General features: G+C 43.1%; 17 protein-coding genes. 7 read left to right on the top strand and 10 right to left on the bottom strand.

What is annotated here, in order from left to right:
• Positions 1–21: 21 nt before the first annotated feature.
• Both speB and speA read right to left on the bottom strand, forming a co-directional pair.
• Positions 22–951 (bottom strand): agmatinase, encoded by a 930-nt coding sequence (gene speB, locus JC606_RS04710; protein ID WP_198778117.1) that lies wholly within the window; start codon positions 949–951, stop codon positions 22–24.
• Entirely contained in the window at positions 951–2,858 is a 1,908-nt protein-coding gene (speA, locus tag JC606_RS04705; RefSeq protein ID WP_105057850.1) for an arginine decarboxylase, read from the bottom strand. The genes speB and speA overlap by 1 nt, the downstream gene beginning before the upstream one ends.
• A gap of 423 nt (positions 2,859–3,281) precedes the next feature.
• Here speA and JC606_RS04700 point away from each other — a divergent pair, with 423 nt between their 5' ends.
• The 5 genes from JC606_RS04700 (at position 3,282) to JC606_RS04680 (ending at position 9,617) form a co-directional block, all read left to right on the top strand.
• Positions 3,282–3,986: a class I SAM-dependent methyltransferase gene (locus JC606_RS04700; RefSeq protein WP_198778116.1), complete on the top strand. Its 705-nt coding sequence runs from the start codon at positions 3,282–3,284 to the stop codon at positions 3,984–3,986.
• Positions 3,987–4,175: 189 nt separating this feature from the next.
• Positions 4,176–5,612 (top strand): coniferyl aldehyde dehydrogenase, encoded by a 1,437-nt coding sequence (locus JC606_RS04695; RefSeq protein WP_198778115.1) that lies wholly within the window; start codon positions 4,176–4,178, stop codon positions 5,610–5,612.
• Positions 5,609–6,196 carry a TetR/AcrR family transcriptional regulator gene (locus JC606_RS04690; RefSeq protein WP_198778114.1) on the top strand — a complete coding sequence of 196 codons (588 nt, stop codon included), beginning with the start codon at positions 5,609–5,611 and terminating at the stop codon, positions 6,194–6,196. The genes JC606_RS04695 and JC606_RS04690 overlap by 4 nt, the downstream gene beginning before the upstream one ends.
• A gap of 492 nt (positions 6,197–6,688) precedes the next feature.
• Complete coding sequence (locus JC606_RS04685) at positions 6,689–8,263, top strand: ATP-binding cassette domain-containing protein (protein ID WP_198778113.1); 1,575 nt, start codon at positions 6,689–6,691, stop codon at positions 8,261–8,263.
• A 115-nt stretch (positions 8,264–8,378) separates the two neighbouring features.
• Positions 8,379–9,617: a leucine-rich repeat-containing protein kinase family protein gene (locus JC606_RS04680; RefSeq protein ID WP_198778112.1), complete on the top strand. Its 1,239-nt coding sequence runs from the start codon at positions 8,379–8,381 to the stop codon at positions 9,615–9,617.
• Positions 9,618–9,725: 108 nt separating this feature from the next.
• Here JC606_RS04680 and yqfB read toward each other — a convergent pair whose 3' ends face one another.
• The 6 genes from yqfB to JC606_RS04650 form a co-directional block, all read right to left on the bottom strand.
• On the bottom strand, positions 9,726–10,040 hold the full coding sequence (yqfB, locus tag JC606_RS04675; protein WP_198778111.1) for a N(4)-acetylcytidine aminohydrolase: 315 nt from the start codon (positions 10,038–10,040) through the stop codon (positions 9,726–9,728).
• Between the two features lie 208 nt (positions 10,041–10,248).
• Positions 10,249–10,602, bottom strand: coding sequence for a 50S ribosomal protein L20 (gene rplT, locus JC606_RS04670; RefSeq protein ID WP_004733517.1), 354 nt, complete (start codon positions 10,600–10,602; stop codon positions 10,249–10,251).
• Positions 10,603–10,644: 42 nt separating this feature from the next.
• Positions 10,645–10,839, bottom strand: a complete 195-nt coding sequence (gene rpmI / locus JC606_RS04665; RefSeq protein WP_004738430.1) for a 50S ribosomal protein L35 — start codon at positions 10,837–10,839, stop codon at positions 10,645–10,647.
• 103 nt (positions 10,840–10,942) lie between these two features.
• The gene (gene infC / locus JC606_RS04660) at positions 10,943–11,494 is read right to left on the bottom strand and encodes a translation initiation factor IF-3 (protein ID WP_198778129.1); all 552 of its coding nucleotides are present in this window, start codon (positions 11,492–11,494) and stop codon (positions 10,943–10,945) included.
• Positions 11,495–11,496: 2 nt separating this feature from the next.
• Complete coding sequence (gene thrS / locus JC606_RS04655; RefSeq protein ID WP_198778110.1) at positions 11,497–13,425, bottom strand: threonine--tRNA ligase; 1,929 nt, start codon at positions 13,423–13,425, stop codon at positions 11,497–11,499.
• Between the two features lie 889 nt (positions 13,426–14,314).
• On the bottom strand, positions 14,315–14,926 hold the full coding sequence (locus JC606_RS04650) for a short chain dehydrogenase (protein WP_198778109.1): 612 nt from the start codon (positions 14,924–14,926) through the stop codon (positions 14,315–14,317).
• A gap of 113 nt (positions 14,927–15,039) precedes the next feature.
• Between JC606_RS04650 and JC606_RS04645 the strand changes: the two genes are divergently transcribed.
• The gene (locus tag JC606_RS04645) at positions 15,040–15,939 is read left to right on the top strand and encodes a LysR family transcriptional regulator (protein WP_198778108.1); all 900 of its coding nucleotides are present in this window, start codon (positions 15,040–15,042) and stop codon (positions 15,937–15,939) included.
• A gap of 231 nt (positions 15,940–16,170) precedes the next feature.
• Positions 16,171–16,347, top strand: coding sequence for a hypothetical protein (locus JC606_RS04640; protein WP_198778107.1), 177 nt, complete (start codon positions 16,171–16,173; stop codon positions 16,345–16,347).
• A 1,029-nt stretch (positions 16,348–17,376) separates the two neighbouring features.
• Here the strand turns inward: JC606_RS04640 and JC606_RS04635 are convergent.
• Both JC606_RS04635 and JC606_RS04630 read right to left on the bottom strand, forming a co-directional pair.
• Positions 17,377–18,249, bottom strand: coding sequence for a hypothetical protein (locus tag JC606_RS04635; protein WP_198778106.1), 873 nt, complete (start codon positions 18,247–18,249; stop codon positions 17,377–17,379).
• A 15-nt stretch (positions 18,250–18,264) separates the two neighbouring features.
• Positions 18,265–19,410: a hypothetical protein gene (locus tag JC606_RS04630; RefSeq protein ID WP_198778105.1), complete on the bottom strand. Its 1,146-nt coding sequence runs from the start codon at positions 19,408–19,410 to the stop codon at positions 18,265–18,267.
• Positions 19,411–19,486 lie beyond the last annotated feature (76 nt).

The following is a 19,486-nucleotide window of genomic DNA, read 5'->3' as shown; positions in this document are numbered from 1 at the left end:
TATGTTTATAACAACGACATTTTATGATCTAGCTAGACGATTCGCCGTCCAAACATAAAGCAGCTCAAGCGCAATCGTCGCACCAGCTAACGCTGTAATTTCGCTTTGGTCATACGCTGGAGAAACCTCTACAACGTCCATACCAACCATGTTGATGCCCTGCAAACCGCGGATGATTTTCAGAACTTTATCTGAGTTCAAACCACCACACACTGGCGTGCCCGTACCCGGCGCAAATGCAGGATCCAGACAGTCGATATCAAACGTCAGATACACTGGCTTGTCACCAACAATACCTTTCACTTGAGCAATGATCTCGTCCACGCTCATGTCGTTAGCTTGCATCGCGTTAATTACGTTGAAGCCATGACCTTCTTGTTTATACTCGGTACGAATGCCGATCTGCACCGAATGTTCTGGCGAGATAAGACCTTCGTTTGGGGCATGGTAAAACATGGTGCCATGGTCGTAACGGCTGCCTTGATTGTAGGTGTCTGTATGTGCATCGAAGTGGATCAACGCCATCTCACCGTACTTCTTGCCGTATGCTCTTAGCAAGGGCAATGTAATGAAGTGATCACCACCTAAACCAAGCAATGTTTTTCCACTGCTTAAAATCGCATCAGCCGCCGCTTCTAAACGTTGAGTTAGGTCTTCTGCATCACCGCAATCAAACACAAGGTCGCCAGCATCAATCACCGAGATATGTTCAAATACATTGAAGTCCCACGGAAATTTTTTACCTTCCCACGCCAAGTTTACCGATGCACGACGAATCGCATCAGGGCCCATGCGAGCACCCGGGCGACCAGATGTCGCCATGTCTAGCGGCGCACCTAACACAACCACATCAGCATCATTGTCGATTGGGTTTTGCACCAATGGGCGACGCATAAACGTCATCGCATTGGAGTACAGTGAATAATCTGGTTTCGTAAATAGATCGTTCATTAAAAATCCTCAAGATAGGTGTAACCCATCAAGCCTTGCTCTAGCTCTTCAAGTACGCTTTGCTGCTCTTGCGCTGGTACTTTCGCCGTTACCAATTCTTTGTAGTTCTGACGAATTAGGTCCATATCAATGTGAACATAACGCATCATGTCTTCTACTGTGTCGCCTTCGTTGATGTAGTCAATGTTCGCTTCTCCGCTCTCATCAACATTCACCACAACACTGTGCGTATCACCAAATAGGTTATGCATATCGCCCAAGATCTCTTGGTACGCCCCTACTAGGAAGAAGCCCATCAGGTATGGTTCATCTGGGTTCCACGCTGGCACTGGCAATGTTGTTTCAATGCCTTGACCATCAACATACTGGTCAATCGTACCGTCAGAGTCACAAGTGATGTCCAGCACCACAGCACGACGCTCATCCGCATTATCTAAACCGCTCAATGGCAATACAGGGAACACCTGATCAATACCCCAAGCGTCTGGCAATGACTGGAATAGTGAGAAGTTCACGAAGAACTTGTCCGCTAAACGCTCGCTCAACTCATCCAAAATTGGACGGTGGTAACGGTTCTTAGTGCTCATACGAGTGCTTAGCTCGTAGTTGATGCGCAAAGACATCTGCTCAGCCCAAGCACGGTGCTGAAGGTTCAGCATACCGGTCGCAAATTGGTTGTGCGCTTCTGCAATATCACTCTGCGTGTCGTTGTAGATCTCAATCAACGCACGGTCATCGTTACCAGCATCGAGCTCTAAGAAGTTCTTCCACATGTTGTTAAGCAACAGTGGTGCGTCTGCCTCTGGCGCTGCCATGTCTTCCGGCGAGTAGCTTTCAGTACCAATCACGTTGGTGATCAACACAGCATGGTGCGCTGTCAGTGAGCGACCAGACTCCGAAATGATCACAGGTTGTGGCTGATTGTAGAGCTTACAAATGTCCCCTACTGTCATCACGATGTTACGAGCGTACTCAAGCAGGCCATAGTTCATTGAGTTTGAAGATTGGCTACGTGTGCCGTCGTAATCGACAGCTAAACCACCACCAACATCTAAGAACTTCAGTTGAGCACCAATATCACGCAGTTCACAGTAGAATCTAGCAGCTTCACTCACACCATTGCGCACATCACGAATGTTCGCCATTTGCGAACCAAGGTGGAAGTGCACGAGCTCTAGAACATCCAGCTGGTCTTCTGCTTTCAAGCGCTCGATAACGGTAAGCACTTGTGATGCAGACAAGCCAAACTTCGACTTCTCACCACCACTTGCTTGCCATTTACCTGCCCCTTGAGAAGCAAGACGGATACGTAAACCCAAACGAGGTTTCACACCCAGAGCTTTCGCTTCAGAAAGAACAAGATCAAGCTCAGACAGTTTCTCTAGAACGATAAAAACCTTGTGCCCTAGTTTCTCGCCAATCAGTGCAAGGCGGATGTATTCTCTGTCTTTGTAACCGTTGCACACGATCACAGAGCTCGCTTTTTGAGCCAGCGCCAATACCGCTAATAGCTCAGGCTTGCTGCCCGCCTCTAGGCCTAGCTGCTTTTGCTCTAATTGAGCTTGGCTCGCTAAGATCTCATCAACCACTTCTTTTTGCTGGTTAACTTTAATCGGATAAACAAGTAGGTAACGGTTGTCGTACTGATATTCTTCGATCGCTTGGTTAAATGCGTTACAGATATTGTGCACACGCTGATGCACGATTTGAGGAAAACGCACAAGAGCAGGTAAACCAATATTTCTTTGCTCTAACTGTTTTACGATCTTACTTAGTGGGACTTGATGATCCGTTTCGCTCGGTGATACATACACTTCACCGTTGTCATCAATGCCATAAAAACCTTGGCTCCAGTGCTTTACGTTATACTCAGCACGGATGCGTTCCAAATTAACCGAATTTTCCAATTCTAGAGACCTCACACTATAGGGCCATCGACAGAAGATACCTCTTTGGAATAGCGAGGTATAACCCAACAAAAACGTTCGAATACGATTTGTTGGCTGCATTAACCGATATTATTAAGAGCGAGTCCAACCATTGATATTTGTGGTTACGATTACGTTTTTTTATCGACAGATCGACTTAAAGTGACAACTAAGGAATTACAAGGTTTTAGGGCGAAAAACAGACTGAAGTGCATTAAAAATAAAGCACTTTCTAACAAAAATTTAGGTGAATAAAATAGCAATGACGCCTAAAATTCTTAGCTAATTTGGTGATATTAAGTCAGGGTTGTGACAAATATCGGCACTTCACTATCACAACTCTCGCTATCACCAAGATAGTCAGTATCCTGTTCTTCCATACTTATTGATGAGTGTTAAATCATGTCCGAAATGTACACTACCTACGCAAAGCAATACGACTCTGCTGCTCGCGATAATATTTATAATGCCCTATTAGAACGCCCATCAACCATAGCCTTACTAGACGATGTTAAAGGGCTCGATATTGTCGACCTTGGCTGCGGCTCAGGTATATACGCACAGTGGTTTATCGACCAAGGTGCCAACAAAGTCACGTGTACCGACCTGTCTCAAGATATGGTTGACCTAGTGAACGGAGAACAAATCCCCAATGTGACCGCATACGCGCAAGATGCTGCTCTTGGTTTACCTAAGGAAGCTGATAACAGCGCTGATGTCATCGTGTGCCCATTGGTACTGCATTACATTGAAGATCTAAAGCCTGTCTTTGATGACGTGTATCGCGTTTTGAAACCGGGCGGCTACATCGTGTTTTCCACTCACCACCCTTTTGCGGATTTTGAGTGCACCCTTTCAGGTAACTACTTTGAGCGCGAATTCATTCGAGAAGAGTGGAACACGGTTGGAACCCCCGTTCAGGTAAGCTTCTACCGCCGTTCATTAACCGAGCTTTGCCAAGCTGTCAGTCAATCTGGCTTGCTGATTTCACAAATCACCGAAGGCACAATCGACGAGAAGGCCAAAGCCATCTCTGAAGAAACGTACGAGCGCTTATCGAAAAACGTTAACTTCATCTTTATGCGTTGCGAGAAAGTCTCAGCCTAACCCGCAATTAAATCGCGAGTGCCTTTGATTGCCCCAAAGGCACCTTTTATCTCCCTAACCATCTCAACTCAGCACCCGCTCAACTGAACAAAAAATAAACTTTTCTTGTCCATATCTTGTATTCGATCTTAACTTCTTGTAATTTTAACTGACCAACCAATCGGTCAGCCTTCTAATGTAGGGGATACTATGAGCCATAATCTAGACCTTGAACCAAACACGTCGAGCACCAACGTCATGGATCAAATATTCAATCGACAACAAGATCACTACCGGAACAACGTTAATCCAACACTTGAACAGAGACGAAATGATCTCTCAGTCTTGAAAAAACTATTAATGCGCTACCAAGAGCAGTTAATTGAAGCGGTATCAGAAGATTATGGCCATCGAGCAAAGCACGACAGCTTAATTGCTGACATCACCCCCTCCCTACACCAGATCAATTACAGTGATAAAAATCTTAAGAAGTGGTTGAAGCCTTCACGTCGTAAAGCCGGCTTGATGCTAACACCAGCCAAAATTACTGTGCATTATCAGCCAGTAGGTGTGGTTGGCATCATCGTGCCTTGGAACTTCCCAGTAATGCTCTCTTTGGGCCCTCTCATCACAGCATTGGCTGCAGGTAACACTGCGATGCTCAAGATGTCTGAGTTTACCCCTGCAACAAACCGTGTTTTGAAAGCAATGTTGGCCGAAGGTTTCAGTGAAGAGCAAGTCGCAGTCATCGAAGGTGAAGCCGACGTGTCTGCTAAGTTTAGCCAGCTGCCGTTTGACCATATCCTATTCACAGGCTCAACCTCTGTTGGTAAACACGTAATGAAAGCCGCGGCCGCTAACCTAACGCCAGTGACACTTGAACTTGGCGGTAAGTCTCCAACCATCATCGCACCAGATTTCGATGTCACAGACGCGGTTGAACGTATCCTGTTTGCCAAGAGCTTAAACGCGGGACAAATCTGTGTAGCACCCGATTACATCTTGCTGCCACGAAACAAGGTCGATGTATTTATCACCGCTTACAAGCGCTACTTCAAGAAGCTCTATAAAGCGGGAATTGAGAGTAAAGACTTAACCTCAGTGGTTAACATGCGCCAGTACAACCGATTAAAAGGTGTAGTTGAAGATGCGAAGTCAAAAGGTGCTGTGATACATACCGTTACCGAGCAGGCACAAGACGACGTGAACCACAGAATGACACCGCACCTTCTCACCGAAGTGAATGATGACATGGTGGCAATGCAAGAAGAGTTGTTTGGCCCTGTTCTACCTATCGTGTCTTATGATTCAATTGAAGAAGCGATAAGCTACATCACCACCAGAGAACGTCCACTTGCCCTGTACCTAATGAGTCACGATAAGAGAACCCAAAACAGATTCCTATCGGATACACACTCAGGCGGTGTTTGTATCAATGACTCTTTGGTGCATGTGGCAGTGGAAGACGCACCGTTTGGTGGTATTGGCCCTTCAGGCATGGGACACTACCACGGCATTGAAGGCTTCAAGACCTTTAGCCATGCAAAAACCGTGTTGACTCGAGGCAAAATCAACTTCACTAAGTTGATGCACCCTCCATACAACAACCCAATCAAGAAAATGATGTTCAAAGTACTGAATCGATGATTACAAAAAGGCAAAAAATCCTAGATGCTGCGCTCCTACTCTTCTCCCAACAAGGGTTAGAGGGCACATCTACAGGGCAAATAGCGAAGACCGCTGGTGTAGCAAAAGCGACACTGTTTCATCACTTTGAGAACAAATCTCTACTGATTGATGAGCTGTTTCGTGAATTGAAAGTAGAGCTATTTTATACTCTGACTCAACATACAGAAATCGCTGAACAAAATCGCTATCAAGCCTTTAAATTCATGTGGATGACCGGAATTGAGTGGGCATTGGAAAACCCAATCGCCATGAAGTTCTTCACCAATGTGCATTTTGACCCAACGACCCAAACTCGCGAAGTCATTGTCTCGCAGATGTTTGCGTCACTCGATGACATCATTTTGAAAGGACAGCAAGCCGAAGAATTGATGGTGTTAGACATTAATCTCGTTAGACACTTCATCCATAGCCACTTTTTGATCTGTGCGAACTGGCTTGTTGACCAACAAGAGCCGCAGCAAGAACAATCGGAAAAGTACATCAACGACAGTTTTGATATGTGCTGGCGTGCCATTGGTGGTCAAGCTCAGTCGTCCTGTTAGCTAGATTACCAGTAAGCTATAAGCTACATACCCTGCCATTAAGTAACGCCAGGTTTCATCGAATCAATAAAAGCGTCTCATCGGCGCTTTTATTATTTGGGTACGTTTCAATCACTTCACCCTGTTGACTTTTTAAGCCCATATTCAGTACCATTGCACCATCATTTCAAAAGAGAATAACGCCATAATGAAGTACTAACATCCTGACATCCGATTTATTTTTTAAAATCATTTGGACACTCGGGGTTAGTGGGCGTTACTTCGTCATCTATTTTCGCGATAAATTAAGCTCTAAAAGATCCGCCGATTAACGGCCTGTATCTTCCAGAGCGCACCTAAAAGATAGAAACCATCTCAATACCGCTTTCTCTCTTTCATTGGTCATCTATCTCAGTAACGCCTATGGCGATCTGTCGTTAGCATCCAGCAGGATCTTGTACAGAAAAACGCCTCGCCCCTTTTACTCGTTTATACGTAAAGGGAGGTATTTTTATGCCTACTATTTTAGCCAATAATCTCTCATTCCAGCTCGATACTGGTGAGTGGCTATTTAAAGACATCACCTTCAATTTGAACTCGCGACTGACTGGCTTAGTTGGAAGAAACGGAGTCGGAAAATCGTTGTTACTTTCATTGCTCACTGGGCAAGCGCAGCCGACATCTGGGAGTGTGTCTAGACAAGGCTCGATTGGTTTCTACTCACAGTTGCCTTCAGAACTTTTGGATAGCACGATCAGCATTGCTGATTTCTTAGGTATCACAAATAAACTCAATGCCTTGCGAGCTATCGAAAAAGGCAGCTGCGATCTTCAACATTTTGACACCGTTGGTGACGATTGGGATTTGCAAGAAAACACTCAGAGGCTGTTGGCCAATCTAAAAATCATCAGCGAGTTGGCCACGCCATGCCATACATTAAGCGGTGGGCAGCTTGCCCTTTTACAGCTTCATCAACTGTTTACTTCAGACCACAACATACTGATTCTCGATGAGCCGTCGAATCATTTAGACAGTGATGGGCGCAGCTGGTTGATAGAACAGTGCCAACAATTTGAAGGCAAAATACTGATGGTTAGCCATGACCGAAGCCTGTTGAGACACATGGAAGGTATCTACAATCTCAACAGTTTGGGGTTACGTTTCTATAAAGGAAACTACGATGACTACTTCAAACAAATGTCGAATCAGTCCGATGCACTAGATAAACAGATCGCTCATCATCAATCAGAAAAGAGACGACTTGAACGCCAAGCTCAAGCCAATAGAGAAAAAGCGCAACAGCGAGAGGCGCAAGGAAACCGACTGCGAAAATCAGGCAGCCAGCCCAAGATCTTAATGGATGCGATGAAAGACAAAGCCGGACGAACACAAGCAGCATCAGCTACTAGCCAAAATAACTTAAAGGAGCAAAATCAAGATAAGCTTCAATCTCTTAAAGAACAAAAAGAGCAACTGAAACCGCAGGCCTTGTATCTACAACAGAGTAATAGCAAGAAAAAGAACGCGCTGTTAACGGTTGAAGATTGCCGACTTGAATATGGGTCTGGTACTGCTATCAATTTTTCTCTATCACAAGGTGAACGCTGTTATCTAAGCGGCGCAAACGGCTGTGGTAAATCGACACTGTTGAAAGCGATTCACAGCGAGCACTCGCACCACACCGGTACCATAAAACGCTTAGGATCTACGGTATACCTTGATCAACACTTTGGTTTATTAGATACCCATAACACCATGTTCGATAGCCTCATGACACATAGTGACGGGCTCACAGAGAGTGATGCTCGCATATTGTTGGCAGGCATCGGCTTTAGGCGTGATTCTGTGTACCGCAAAATCGCTCACCTAAGTGGCGGAGAGAAAATGAAACTGGCGATGTTGATTGTCAGCCATAAGCAAGACTCCCCATTACTGCTACTTGATGAGCCAGATAATCATTTAGATATCGACTCAAAGCAGATACTAGCGTCAGCTTTGCGTGAATACCGAGGCGCTTTTATCTTAGTTAGTCATGACTTGGATTTTGTTGAGGAGGTCAACGTTAGCCAAAATCGTATTCAGCTTTAACCTTGATACCAACGACCACAGAGCTTAGATAGGCGAGTATTGTTGCGGATACTCGCCTTTCTCGATTGAGACAAGTACACTACGCGCCTCGAACATCTAATCATAAGGCTAAGGTTTGCATACTCTAGAACAATTAAAATCAGGGCAACTTAAAGGTATTAAGCGCTTAAAACTATCAGAAGGTCTCACTGAGTTTCCATTAGAAATCTTGGATCTCGCCGATTCACTAGAGATTCTGGATCTTTCCGGGAATCAGCTATCAGACTTACCTGAAGAGTTATCACAGCTTACTCACCTGCGTATTATCTTTGCATCGAATAACCTGTTCATGCACCTTCCTGATGTTCTTGGGTCACTTCCTAAGCTTGAAATGATCGGTTTCAAGACCAACCAAATCAAAACCGTAAGCGAAGCGTCTCTGCCACCTCAATTGCGCTGGTTGATCCTGACCGACAACGACATCGAAGTTCTACCGAACTCACTAGGTGAAAGACCACGACTGCAAAAGCTGGCACTCGCAGGCAACCAAATTCGCGCTTTACCTGAGAGTATGAAAAAGTTAGCCAACCTCGAACTGGTCCGCTTGTCTGCAAACCAACTAACGGAATTCCCAGAGTTCCTTATCAAGCTACCAAAACTGGCTTGGCTAGCGTTTGCAGGTAACCCGTTTTGCAAACACCCTAGCAGCTTAGATAGCGTGCCTGCGGTTAGCTCTCAAAGCTACTCGCTGAATCAAGTACTTGGTCAAGGCGCATCTGGCGTGATCTCTCATGCAAGCTGGCTAAACAGCGACTTCGATTTCCCACAGGAAGTGGCGGTTAAAGTGTTTAAAGGCGAAGTCACCAGTGACGGCTACCCACATGATGAACTGGAAGCGTGCCTGCAAGCTGGTCACCATAACAACTTGGTAAAGTCTATCGCCCAAGTAGAGGAACAAGATTACCTAGCATTGGTGATGGAACTCATTCCAAGCAGCTTCTACAACCTAGGGCTACCACCGACACTAGAGACTTGCACGCGCGATACTTTCCCTGAAGGTTTCAAACTTCCTATCTCGCAAATCGACAACATCGTTACTCAGATGATCGATGTATTTAATCACCTGCATGACAACAAGGTTTGTCACGGTGATTTGTACGCGCATAACACCCTAGTCAATGAACAAGGCCAAATGATCTTTGGTGATTTTGGAGCAGCGACCATCTACGGTTACCTAACTGAAGAGCAGCAACAACGCATTCGACGCATCGAAGCTCGAGCTCTCAAGTACTTTATTGATGACCTACTAACGGTTTGTGCCAAGCAAGATGTTGGAAGTGAACTTTACTCACGTCTAACAAACTTTGAAGCATAAACGCAGCAGATAAACCGAGTTGATAGAATGCTAACGCTCGGTTAGCTTCGCACAAACAACAAAGCCAACAATGATGTTGGCTTTTTGTTTTTTTAGAGGCTCGCTCACTTAATCAAGCTCGTAAGAAACAACGTAAAGCTGAGAAATACCTGGGTAGATATCTTGAATCACATCTTTCAACACTTGCAGTGTCATGTTCTCTTGTTGTGCATGGAACTCACCCAGCTCATCAAACAGAATCGGTTCTACGCTAATAATTTTAAGATTACAGAATACGCGCCCTTCTTCTAACGTTGATACTTCAACAACGCTACCCGGTTGGTAATCACGCTCTGATTCATCGCGAATGGTAATGGTCTTTTTGCCAGAAAGGATGTCAGCTTCAAAACGTTCGAAGAACGTCATAGTGGTTGGTGCGGTCATTTATTCAGTCGCTCAACATTAAAGGTTGGGTAGATGTTTATATACCAGAATGCCTGTTCAAGCGAATAAAAATTAGATTCGGAAGTTTATCTCGTCACTCCCAAGACTGACGGAGGAAGAAGTTGGGAATATCTAGAGGTCAAATTACAGGCAATAAAAAAGGAGAACCGAAGTTCTCCTTTTCTTAAACCTTAAAGCTAACTCTAAATTATAGAGATGCTTTCGCTTTTTCAACTAGAACAGCGAATGCTGCTTTGTCGAATACTGCGATGTCAGCAAGAATCTTACGATCGATCTCGATAGATGCTTTCTTAAGACCGTTGATGAAACGGCTGTAAGATAGACCATTTTGACGAGATGCCGCGTTGATACGTGCAATCCAAAGTTGACGGAATTGACGTTTCTTGTTACGACGGTCACGGTAAGCGTATTGACCAGCTTTGGTAACTGCTTGGAAAGCTACGCGGTAAACACGTGAACGTGCACCGTAGTAACCTTTAGCTTGTTTTAGAACTTTCTTATGACGTGCACGAGCTTGTACACCACGTTTTACGCGAGGCATTATGCTTCTCCTAAACTAAACGAATTTATAAACTAAAAAGAATTAAGCGTATGGCATCATACGTAGAACTTGAGCAACTTCACACTTAGGAAGGATCGAGTTCGGACGTAGCTGACGCTTGTTCTTAGTAGTACGCTTAGTCAGGATGTGACGTTTACCAGCGTGCTTAAACTTAATACCACCAGCAGTTTTCTGGAAACGCTTAGCAGCACCTTTGTTGGTTTTCATCTTAGGCATGATGAATAACTCCGCATTGTTGAGTTGTTAATAACATAGTAATTAGGGCGAATAAACCCCGCAACCAGAGGCTGCAGGGTTTAATTACTTGCAAAGCCGTTAATTACTTCTTTTTAGGGGCCAATACCATGATCATCTGGCGACCTTCAATTCTCGTTGGGAAAGATTCGACTACTGCAAATTCTTCAGTATCCACTTTCAAACGATTAAGAACGTCAACACCGATGTCTTGGTGAGCCATTTCGCGGCCACGGAAGCGAATTGTTACCTTCACTTTGTTGCCGTCTTCAAGGAAACCAGTCAGGTTGCGTAGTTTTACCTGATAGTCTCCAATATCAGTTCCAGGGCGGAATTTAACTTCCTTAATCTGAACCTGCTTTTGCTTTTTCTTCTGCTCTTTCGCAGCTTTGCTCTTCTCGAAGAGGAACTTACCGTAGTCCATCACACGACAAACTGGCGGCTCGGCGTTAGGGCTGATCTCTACTAGATCCATACCAGCTTCATTTGCAGCTTCCATCGCTTCTGCGATTGATACTACACCAACAGCTTCGCCGTCTGCGCCAGTTAGACGCACTTCACGAACGCCACGAATGTCACCGTTTAAACGGTGCTGGTTTTGTTTGGCCGGTTGTTGGCCACGTCTTCCGCCTTTAATAGCTATTCCTCCAGATTGAGCTTACGGCTTGAAACCTCAGCTTGGATGTATGAAATAAAGTCATCCACTTTAAACTTGCCAAGGTCTTTACCTTTACGTGTACGTACTGCAATTTCGCCGGCTTCCATTTCTTGGTCACCACACACAAGCATGAACGGTACACGTTTCAAAGTATGTTCGCGGATTTTAAAGCCAATCTTCTCATTTCTCAAGTCTGCTTTGACTCTAAATCCACTTTTTTGCAGTTTTTTCGTAATTTCTTGTACATATTCAGACTGTTTGTCTGTAATACCCATTACAACTGCTTGTTCTGGCGCCAACCACGTTGGGAAGAAGCCAGCGTATTCTTCAATAAGAATACCGATGAAACGCTCTAGTGAACCTAAAATCGCGCGGTGGATCATAACTGGCGTGTGACGCTCGTTATCTTCACCTACGTAAGTTGCACCTAAACGCTCTGGTAATGCAAAATCGAGTTGCACTGTACCACATTGCCATGCACGGTCCAAACAATCATGTAAAGTAAATTCAATCTTAGGTCCGTAGAACGCACCCTCGCCTTCTTGAATCTCGTATGCAATCTCCATTGACTCTAGTGCAAGCTTAAGGTCAGCCTCAGCACGGTCCCACATTTCATCAGAACCTACACGTTGCTCTGGACGAGTAGACAGCTTAACAACAATGTTTTCGAAACCGAAAGTTGTGTAAGTGTCGTAAACCATTTCAATACAAGCTTTAACTTCTTGTTGAACTTGGTCTTCAGTACAGAATACGTGAGCGTCATCTTGAGTAAAACCACGAACACGCATGATGCCGTGAAGTGCGCCAGACGGCTCGTTACGGTGACATGAGCCAAACTCAGCCATACGTAGTGGTAGATCACGGTAAGACTTAAGACCTTGGTTGAAGATCTGTACGTGACCCGGGCAGTTCATTGGTTTGATAGCGTATTCACGGCTCTCTGAAGACGTTGTGAACATCGCTTCTGCGTATTTGTCCCAGTGACCAGAACGTTCCCAAAGTACACGGTCCATCATTAGTGGGCCTTTTACTTCTTGGTAATCGTATTCAGTCAGTTTTTGACGTACAAACACTTCTAGTTCACGGAAAATAGTCCAACCGTTGTGGTGCCAGAACACCATGCCTGGTGCTTCTTGCTGCATGTGGAATAAATCCAATGCTTTACCAATCTTACGGTGGTCACGTTTAGCCGCTTCTTCTAGACGAACTAGATGAGCTTTAAGCGCTTTTTTATCATGGAATGCAGTACCGTAGATACGTTGAAGCATCTTGTTGTCACTGTTACCACGCCAGTAAGCACCCGCCACGTTTAGTAGTGTGAAGTGCTGACAGAAACCCATATGTGGTACATGTGGACCACGACACATATCGATGTATTCTTCATGGTGGTATAGGCCTGGACGGTCGTCTTTAGAAACGTTCTCGTCTAGGATTTCCATTTTGTATGTTTCGCCGCGAGCTTCGAAAGCATCACGCGCTTCCTGCCAGCTAACTTTCTTCTTAACAACCTGGTACTTGGTCTTTGCTAGCTCTTTCATGCGCTTTTCGATCTTTTCTAGATCTTCTTGCGTTAGAGAGTGCTCAAGGTCGATATCGTAGTAGAAACCGTTATCGATAGTAGGACCGATCGCCATTTTAGCTTCTGGGAAAAGCTGCTTAACCGCGTGGCCTAATAGGTGAGCACAAGAGTGACGAACGATCTCAAGGCCATCAACTTCATCTTTAGCTGTGATGATTTCTAGGCTTGCATCATTTTCGATAAGATCACAAGCATCAACACGTTCGCCATCAACACGACCAGCAATGGTTGCTTTCGCAAGACCAGGACCGATTGATAGGGCAACATCTAGAGTTGATACAGGATTGTCAAATTGACGCTGACTACCGTCAGGAAGAGTAATAATTGGCATTATTTGTCCTTTACAGTGGTGTTGCACACCAAGCAACACATGAAAATGTTTAATATATGTCTTTCAATCAACTAGTACGCTGATTGGGGATATATGCATAATAAATATACCCACGTAGAAGCAAATACAGATGCCTCGCTCGTGGGTATCAGAGCATTGTAACGAAATTATACTAAATGACAATAATCCATAGAATTTACTAATCTAAACCGTTGTTAGGCAAACTCGTATCATAAAAGTGCAGCTTTGAGAATTAGACGTACTTTGGAAGGTTTGCCAATACCCTAGCAGCATTCCATTGAGCAGGTGCTGCCCAGGATTGACTGTCCTCGAAAATCTGCTGCCATGAGGGGCAAGCTGGAGTCAGCACTAAAGGCCCAATGGTTTTCTCATTTGAAGGTGCGCAAGGTGGGCACTCTATTGGAACTTCTAATAGACAGCTGAATTTACTGTGGGCTGGCGTCTTACCAAAAGATAAAAACCAAAACTGGATACCTCAAATGGACAGTTACTGGTTAGAAAAAAGTAAGGAGTAATTTAGTACCATTAGAATGGCTAAGAATGGTGATATTTATTCTTAGCCATTCTTGACAAAACTTACTTATCGACGGGCTAGTCGAGTATTTGTTAGCGTAACAATAATGTCGCTTATAGATAAATCGTACTCTGTATAAATATCGCCTCTATATTGTACAAAGTGATCCGTTAGCCTTACTAATTTAACAAGTATTAGAAAATTAGTGCGATGAATAAACAATATCGCACTAGAAAGAAGTTAGATTTATCAGAGTAATGACGACTATTTTCAATTGTTTATGAGTCAATGATTCCGGCCATGCTTAAAAAGCCCCCTAATCAGGAGGCAAATTCAACGAATAGCTGCATTTGACTAACTGTTCCCAGCGAAACACTTAAACGTGTAGCCGTTTTCTAATCCCGTAATTGAACGCTTGTAAGATTGTGCTACTTCTTTTGCTGGAATTGTTAAGAAACCAGGAAAGAAATCACCATATACAGGAATAGATTCCTCCAATATTGTCGGGCTCACCACATTGATTCTAATACCGCGTGGGGCTTCTAACCCTGCAGATTTCGCAAAGAACTCGATGGCGCCACCAACTGTCGTCGCGCTCGTACCAAAACGAATTGGGGAATCTGAAGTGATACCGGAAGTTAGCGTTACACTACCGCCATCATTTAAATAATTAAGCCCTTCTTCAACTAAACGAATCTGCCCCATAAGCTTACTCTGAAGGCTAACTTCCCAATCTTGATCGCTATACTCTCCGAATGCTTTAAACGAAACTTGACCAGCCGTACTAATAATCGCATCGATATTGCCGACCTTATCAAAAGCAGATCTAATCGATTCTCGACTACTCATATCAATAAGTACATCACCAGAAGTGATTCCCATTTTGATCACCTCATGATCTCTTTCTAGTAGTTCAACCACTGCTCTACCGATTGTGCCACTTGCGCCTACGATTGCTATTTTCATTCTGCATTCTCCAAATAAGTTGTGTCGATGAGTGAACAGTTGATAGCATAAACACTACGGGTGATACTAAAAACCTTAAAAAAGCACATCACTGTTTACATAATGGAGCTAATATGAATCTCACACATCTCGAAACATTTCTTAAAGTCGCTCGATTAAAAAACTTTTCAGCTGCAGCAGAACAACTTGACGTGTCAAAAGGTTTAGTTTCTCGTCACATAAAGTCATTGGAATCAGACCTAACATGTACCCTATTCCACCGCACGACACGAAGCGTGACATTGACAGAAGCGGGTAGAGAGCTGCTTGATACCGCACAAAAGATTGAGGAGTTAACGCTAAAGGCTTCGAAAAACATTCAAGATTTATTAGCGGAAGACAGAGGTGATATCCGATTCACAGCTCCGAGTAGCCTGGGAAGTCAACTCTGTACAAAAATGCTCCCTGAATACAAGAAACAATATCCGAATATGAAAATTAACTTGGAGTTAACTACCGCTCTCAGAGATGTAGAGTTTGGTGAGTTTGATGTCGCTTTAAGAGCTCATGAGGACCTACCTGACAACTTAATCGCCAAGAACCTTGGAGCGATGAAGAACATACTTGTTGCGTCCCCTGATTGGCTAACCCACAACGTGATCAAAGCGCCTGAAGATATACAAAATGTGGAATGTATCCAGAATACTCTGAACCTAACTTGGAACAATTGGTCGCTATTTTCAAACGGCCGCCAAGACGTATTAATTCGCTCTCAGGGTAAATACTCATGTTCAAGTTATGAAGGGATAAAAGCCCTCGCTACAGCACATATGGGGCTTGCTAACTTACCATTACCTGTTGTTGAAGAGTTGCTCGATAGCGGTCGACTGGTCAGAGTATTACCGGAATGGCACAGCTTACAGCATCATTTTTACTTGGTATATGCACAACAGCGATTTTACCCAAAGAAGCTAAGAGACTTCATCAACACACTCCTTATGTGGCGTGATGAGAATTCTCGCTGGTTTGTTTGATATGCATAGATAAAGTATTTAGATGACTCAAACTTTACGAAGGCTTGTAATTGGTTCTTTACCACTGCTCCCGACAACGTAGTTAAGGGTTAAGTTTTAGGATAGATGATTACCTCAATTCAGAAACAATTTTCACGTGTCGAGTAAGTTCCACGATACTAAAAACAAAATAATTGAGCACTATTTCTTATCTAAACTTCTATAGCAAAAGTTCTATCGCCAAGCGACTCCATGTTAGTAAACACTTTTGATCAGAACATACAATACAAGTTGATCTACGCCCCCTCCAACAAGATTCTAGTATTGGAACAAGCCGCCCATTATCAAAAGCCTAAGTTAACGTTCATTGTCACCTCTACAGTACGCCTAGAACCGATTGGCACACATTTAAACGTCAAAGGTCGCTAAGCAACGATACCAGCGGGTGGTATAACTTAAAAACTAAGTTTAGATTTGAAACAAGTTTAATATCTAACCCCAAAAAAAGCATTACACATTTAGGATCCGTTTATCGAAATATATTAATTCTTCATGGCAGAGTTTGTACCACGTGCAACTAAGTGTAACGCTTTTAGCTTCAGGCTAACCTTTGTACATAGAGAAGTACGAACGAAGCTTTCGAAAAATAATATTCTCCCTTCCCCCTTTAATGCATTAGCATTTTTATGCAGTAGTCTATACACCTCCAAAACAACTTAAAACCCAACCACTTTATTTACGAGGTAAATTAAATATTTTCATTAGCAACACCTTTTGCTTTGTCTCACAATGCTTCTTCTCGCGAAGTTGAAGCAAAAATTTATTGCGGCAATGACGAGGGAACAAATTGGGGTTGGCTCACACTGATGAATACAACCCTAGCAATGAAAACATAGTCACTATTCGCGGCGACTTTAAATTCTTCCAAACAATGACGTATGATACATGGGAAACTCCACACTACATCCACAAAGGAGCACTTATTATTAGCGAATCATCGGATTACTATAAGTACTTGTCAGATTGTCAATCATATGGTTTTCACAATGATATCAATGGAGATAGTTGGCATAACTGGAATGTTCACGCAGAAACTCCTGGTTATTCTAGACATTGGATGGGGATTGCGACGAGAGACCCTGATATAATGCTAAGTCCGGGTTATTACTCAAGCTATAGTGGAAACCCAGAACCAACGAACAATTGATCAATCTCCCACCCTAAAAATCTTCACAATGCAATAAATTATTTAGTCATTTGCGAATCGTATGAAATAACAAAACTTGGTAACTATTTTTTACTTTTAAAAATTTCGGCCTCGATTTTCCACTTAAAAAGTGTTAAAAAATCTCACATCACTTCAGGGTGTGAGATTTTTATTTCAAGCATTTTAATTATCACTTTTATCTTTAATAATTTTTATAAAAAATAAACTAACTTAAGAATGCTCATTGATATCTAAAGACTACAAGCTGATGTTGGCTTAGCTCCATTCCTTATTTGATTTCGCTTTAACGCACGCTTTTTAAAAAGATTAAACTTTATTCTTTCTTTTCGATGTGCAGTAAAGCTAACTTGAAGCTGAGCCTCTTCACTAAGAGCTAAACCGTCATTTTCACTCATGTATTGGTACCATGAGTTATTCTCTAGATCATTGAAGTTTTCTGGTATCTGCCCTAAATAGCTGACATCTGCAGTAGCGATATGAGACCATGCCGCCAACTGCTCTTCAAATAACGGAGTACAAGATTCACAAGGAAGCTGATTCACAAACACCGTTAAATTTCCCCCCGATTCGAGATCTCCGCTAAGAATATCTCTTTCGATTCTTCTCATTGCTTTTATTTCAGCATCATTTGCTCTTGCAAAAGATGAAGCTCTAAAATAACGACCACTACTGTTGTACTCCTCTTCTGTAATTTTCCCTGTAACAAGGCGCTCATCAGCCCTCATTTCGGCCTCAATTTTTTGGGTAAAGTCGACAGTATGACCTTGTAAGCCCGGAGTTGGTGTCTCACCACTAAATGAGTGATAAACGCGAGTAGCGCGTTCTCCATTTGGCATGGTGTAATGATATTCAAATCGTGCAATCGACTTTGAACCGACTCTCTGGACACCTCGCTCTACATCACTTTTTTTAAAGTTGGCCGGAGATACAATGTCAATATATGCCTGACCATAAGAGTCAACAATTCTATCTACAGTGTCATTAAGCAATGTAGTGGCTACGCTCTCAGATTCAGTAACCCGAGAAACATTGACATCGGCAGAAAAAACGGAAGCAGAGAAGATAGCAAGCGGCATAGCTATTATTTTCATTTTATTGTTCATTATTTTTTCCTCAATCTAATCTATCTCACAATATTCAGTTATAAATGCCTCTTGACTCGCGGCAACCTCTTCATCTTCCCAGAGACCTTCCGCTCCTAATTCAGCAGCTTCGCTAGTAGTAAAGAAGTCAAACGAACTCAACCCCTCCATCGCCACCGCTAATGGCAAAAGCGTATTCAACAAATTAGTTAAGAAGCTTCTTTGCTGGCTTGTGTGGGAATATTTTGGCGTTATCGCTTGAGAGAACTCTTGCGTATACCAAGTCCAAAGTGCTTTGTCTGTCATATCAACAAAACACTGATTTCGTGTATTCTGTGAACCTCGGTATTCAAAGTCTGAATTACAAGGGAAGTCAATGTAACCCACACGATCAACAAGTGCTGCTGAAAGGCGTGCTAATCGATACTGTGTTTTGAGATATTTACGGTTATGCTTATATGGATTAACAACAGAATTAATAGAACCGTTTAATACCGTTATTAAGTACTCTTTATCACTTTCCGATATCTGATTTAATCGATAAGTATCATTCAAAAATCTATCAATGACATCGGTATAGATCCCATTTCTTCTCCAACTAGATTCTTCGATTATATGACTCTTATCTCGCACAATTTGAACTGCTAACGCAAACTTTGAAACTAGTGCATGTACATTAAAACTATAATAGTCATCCTCAGCTGAGAAAATACTCCACGCTTTGTGATAAATATCAGGATCAACTTGAGCTTTCACGACATTTGCTCTAACAGCTAACGGGTCGTTGTGGTGGAAAAAGCTGCCTGGGACAGAGACACCACCCGGATTAAGTTGAACTTCGGAAAACTCGATTTTTGGCCTCGCTTTAGTGTAACCGGCTTCCTTGGTAAACAAACTCAGGGAAACAGTTTCAGACGGTTCTACATCATAATGGCTTTTAAAGTCTCCCCAGGCTTGTTGCCAAGTAATATCATTAAGTAACCACTCTGAACTGTAGTCGATATTAGAGTAGTCTGAATCTGGCTGTAGCAGAAATATATCTTTTACATATTCAGCGGTATACCTCTTTGCCGTATCGTTGTGGTGAAGTGCCTTTATAAACGTATCAGCTTGTACAGCAAATGTACTCGATGAATAGGGCGCTATTATCATAATTGCCAACAGCGATGTTTTCTTTATCATATTTTCTTATCCTTTCGACGCCAAATAAAACCAATTGCATACCAAGCCAAATATCACACTCACTAAAAGATATGTT

It is taken from the genome of Vibrio sp. IB15 (assembly GCF_016406055.1).
GTDB classification, from domain to species: Bacteria; Pseudomonadota; Gammaproteobacteria; order Enterobacterales; family Vibrionaceae; genus Vibrio; species Vibrio chagasii.
Note: the sequence above shows the minus strand (reverse complement) of the source record. Positions and strands in the feature narration are given on the sequence as shown.

Excerpts from the sequence above, each read along its gene's own strand:
- JC606_RS04650 (WP_198778109.1), bottom strand. The coding sequence starts at position 14,926 with ATGAAAATAGCAATCGTAGGCGCAAGTGGCACAATCGGTAGAGCAGTG.
- JC606_RS04690 (WP_198778114.1), top strand. The coding sequence starts at position 5,609 with ATGATTACAAAAAGGCAAAAAATCCTAGATGCTGCGCTCCTACTCTTC.
- JC606_RS04685 (WP_198778113.1), top strand. The coding sequence starts at position 6,689 with ATGCCTACTATTTTAGCCAATAATCTCTCATTCCAGCTCGATACTGGT.
- JC606_RS04630 (WP_198778105.1), bottom strand. The coding sequence starts at position 19,410 with ATGATAAAGAAAACATCGCTGTTGGCAATTATGATAATAGCGCCCTAT.
- yqfB (WP_198778111.1), bottom strand. The coding sequence starts at position 10,040 with ATGACCGCACCAACCACTATGACGTTCTTCGAACGTTTTGAAGCTGAC.
- JC606_RS04695 (WP_198778115.1), top strand. The coding sequence starts at position 4,176 with ATGAGCCATAATCTAGACCTTGAACCAAACACGTCGAGCACCAACGTC.
- JC606_RS04700 (WP_198778116.1), top strand. The coding sequence starts at position 3,282 with ATGTCCGAAATGTACACTACCTACGCAAAGCAATACGACTCTGCTGCT.
- thrS (WP_198778110.1), bottom strand. The coding sequence starts at position 13,425 with ATGCCAATTATTACTCTTCCTGACGGTAGTCAGCGTCAATTTGACAAT.
- JC606_RS04645 (WP_198778108.1), top strand. The coding sequence starts at position 15,040 with ATGAATCTCACACATCTCGAAACATTTCTTAAAGTCGCTCGATTAAAA.
- rplT (WP_004733517.1), bottom strand. The coding sequence starts at position 10,602 with ATGCCTCGCGTAAAACGTGGTGTACAAGCTCGTGCACGTCATAAGAAA.
- JC606_RS04640 (WP_198778107.1), top strand. The coding sequence starts at position 16,171 with ATGTTAGTAAACACTTTTGATCAGAACATACAATACAAGTTGATCTAC.
- rpmI (WP_004738430.1), bottom strand. The coding sequence starts at position 10,839 with ATGCCTAAGATGAAAACCAACAAAGGTGCTGCTAAGCGTTTCCAGAAA.
- JC606_RS04635 (WP_198778106.1), bottom strand. The coding sequence starts at position 18,249 with ATGAACAATAAAATGAAAATAATAGCTATGCCGCTTGCTATCTTCTCT.
- speB (WP_198778117.1), bottom strand. The coding sequence starts at position 951 with ATGAACGATCTATTTACGAAACCAGATTATTCACTGTACTCCAATGCG.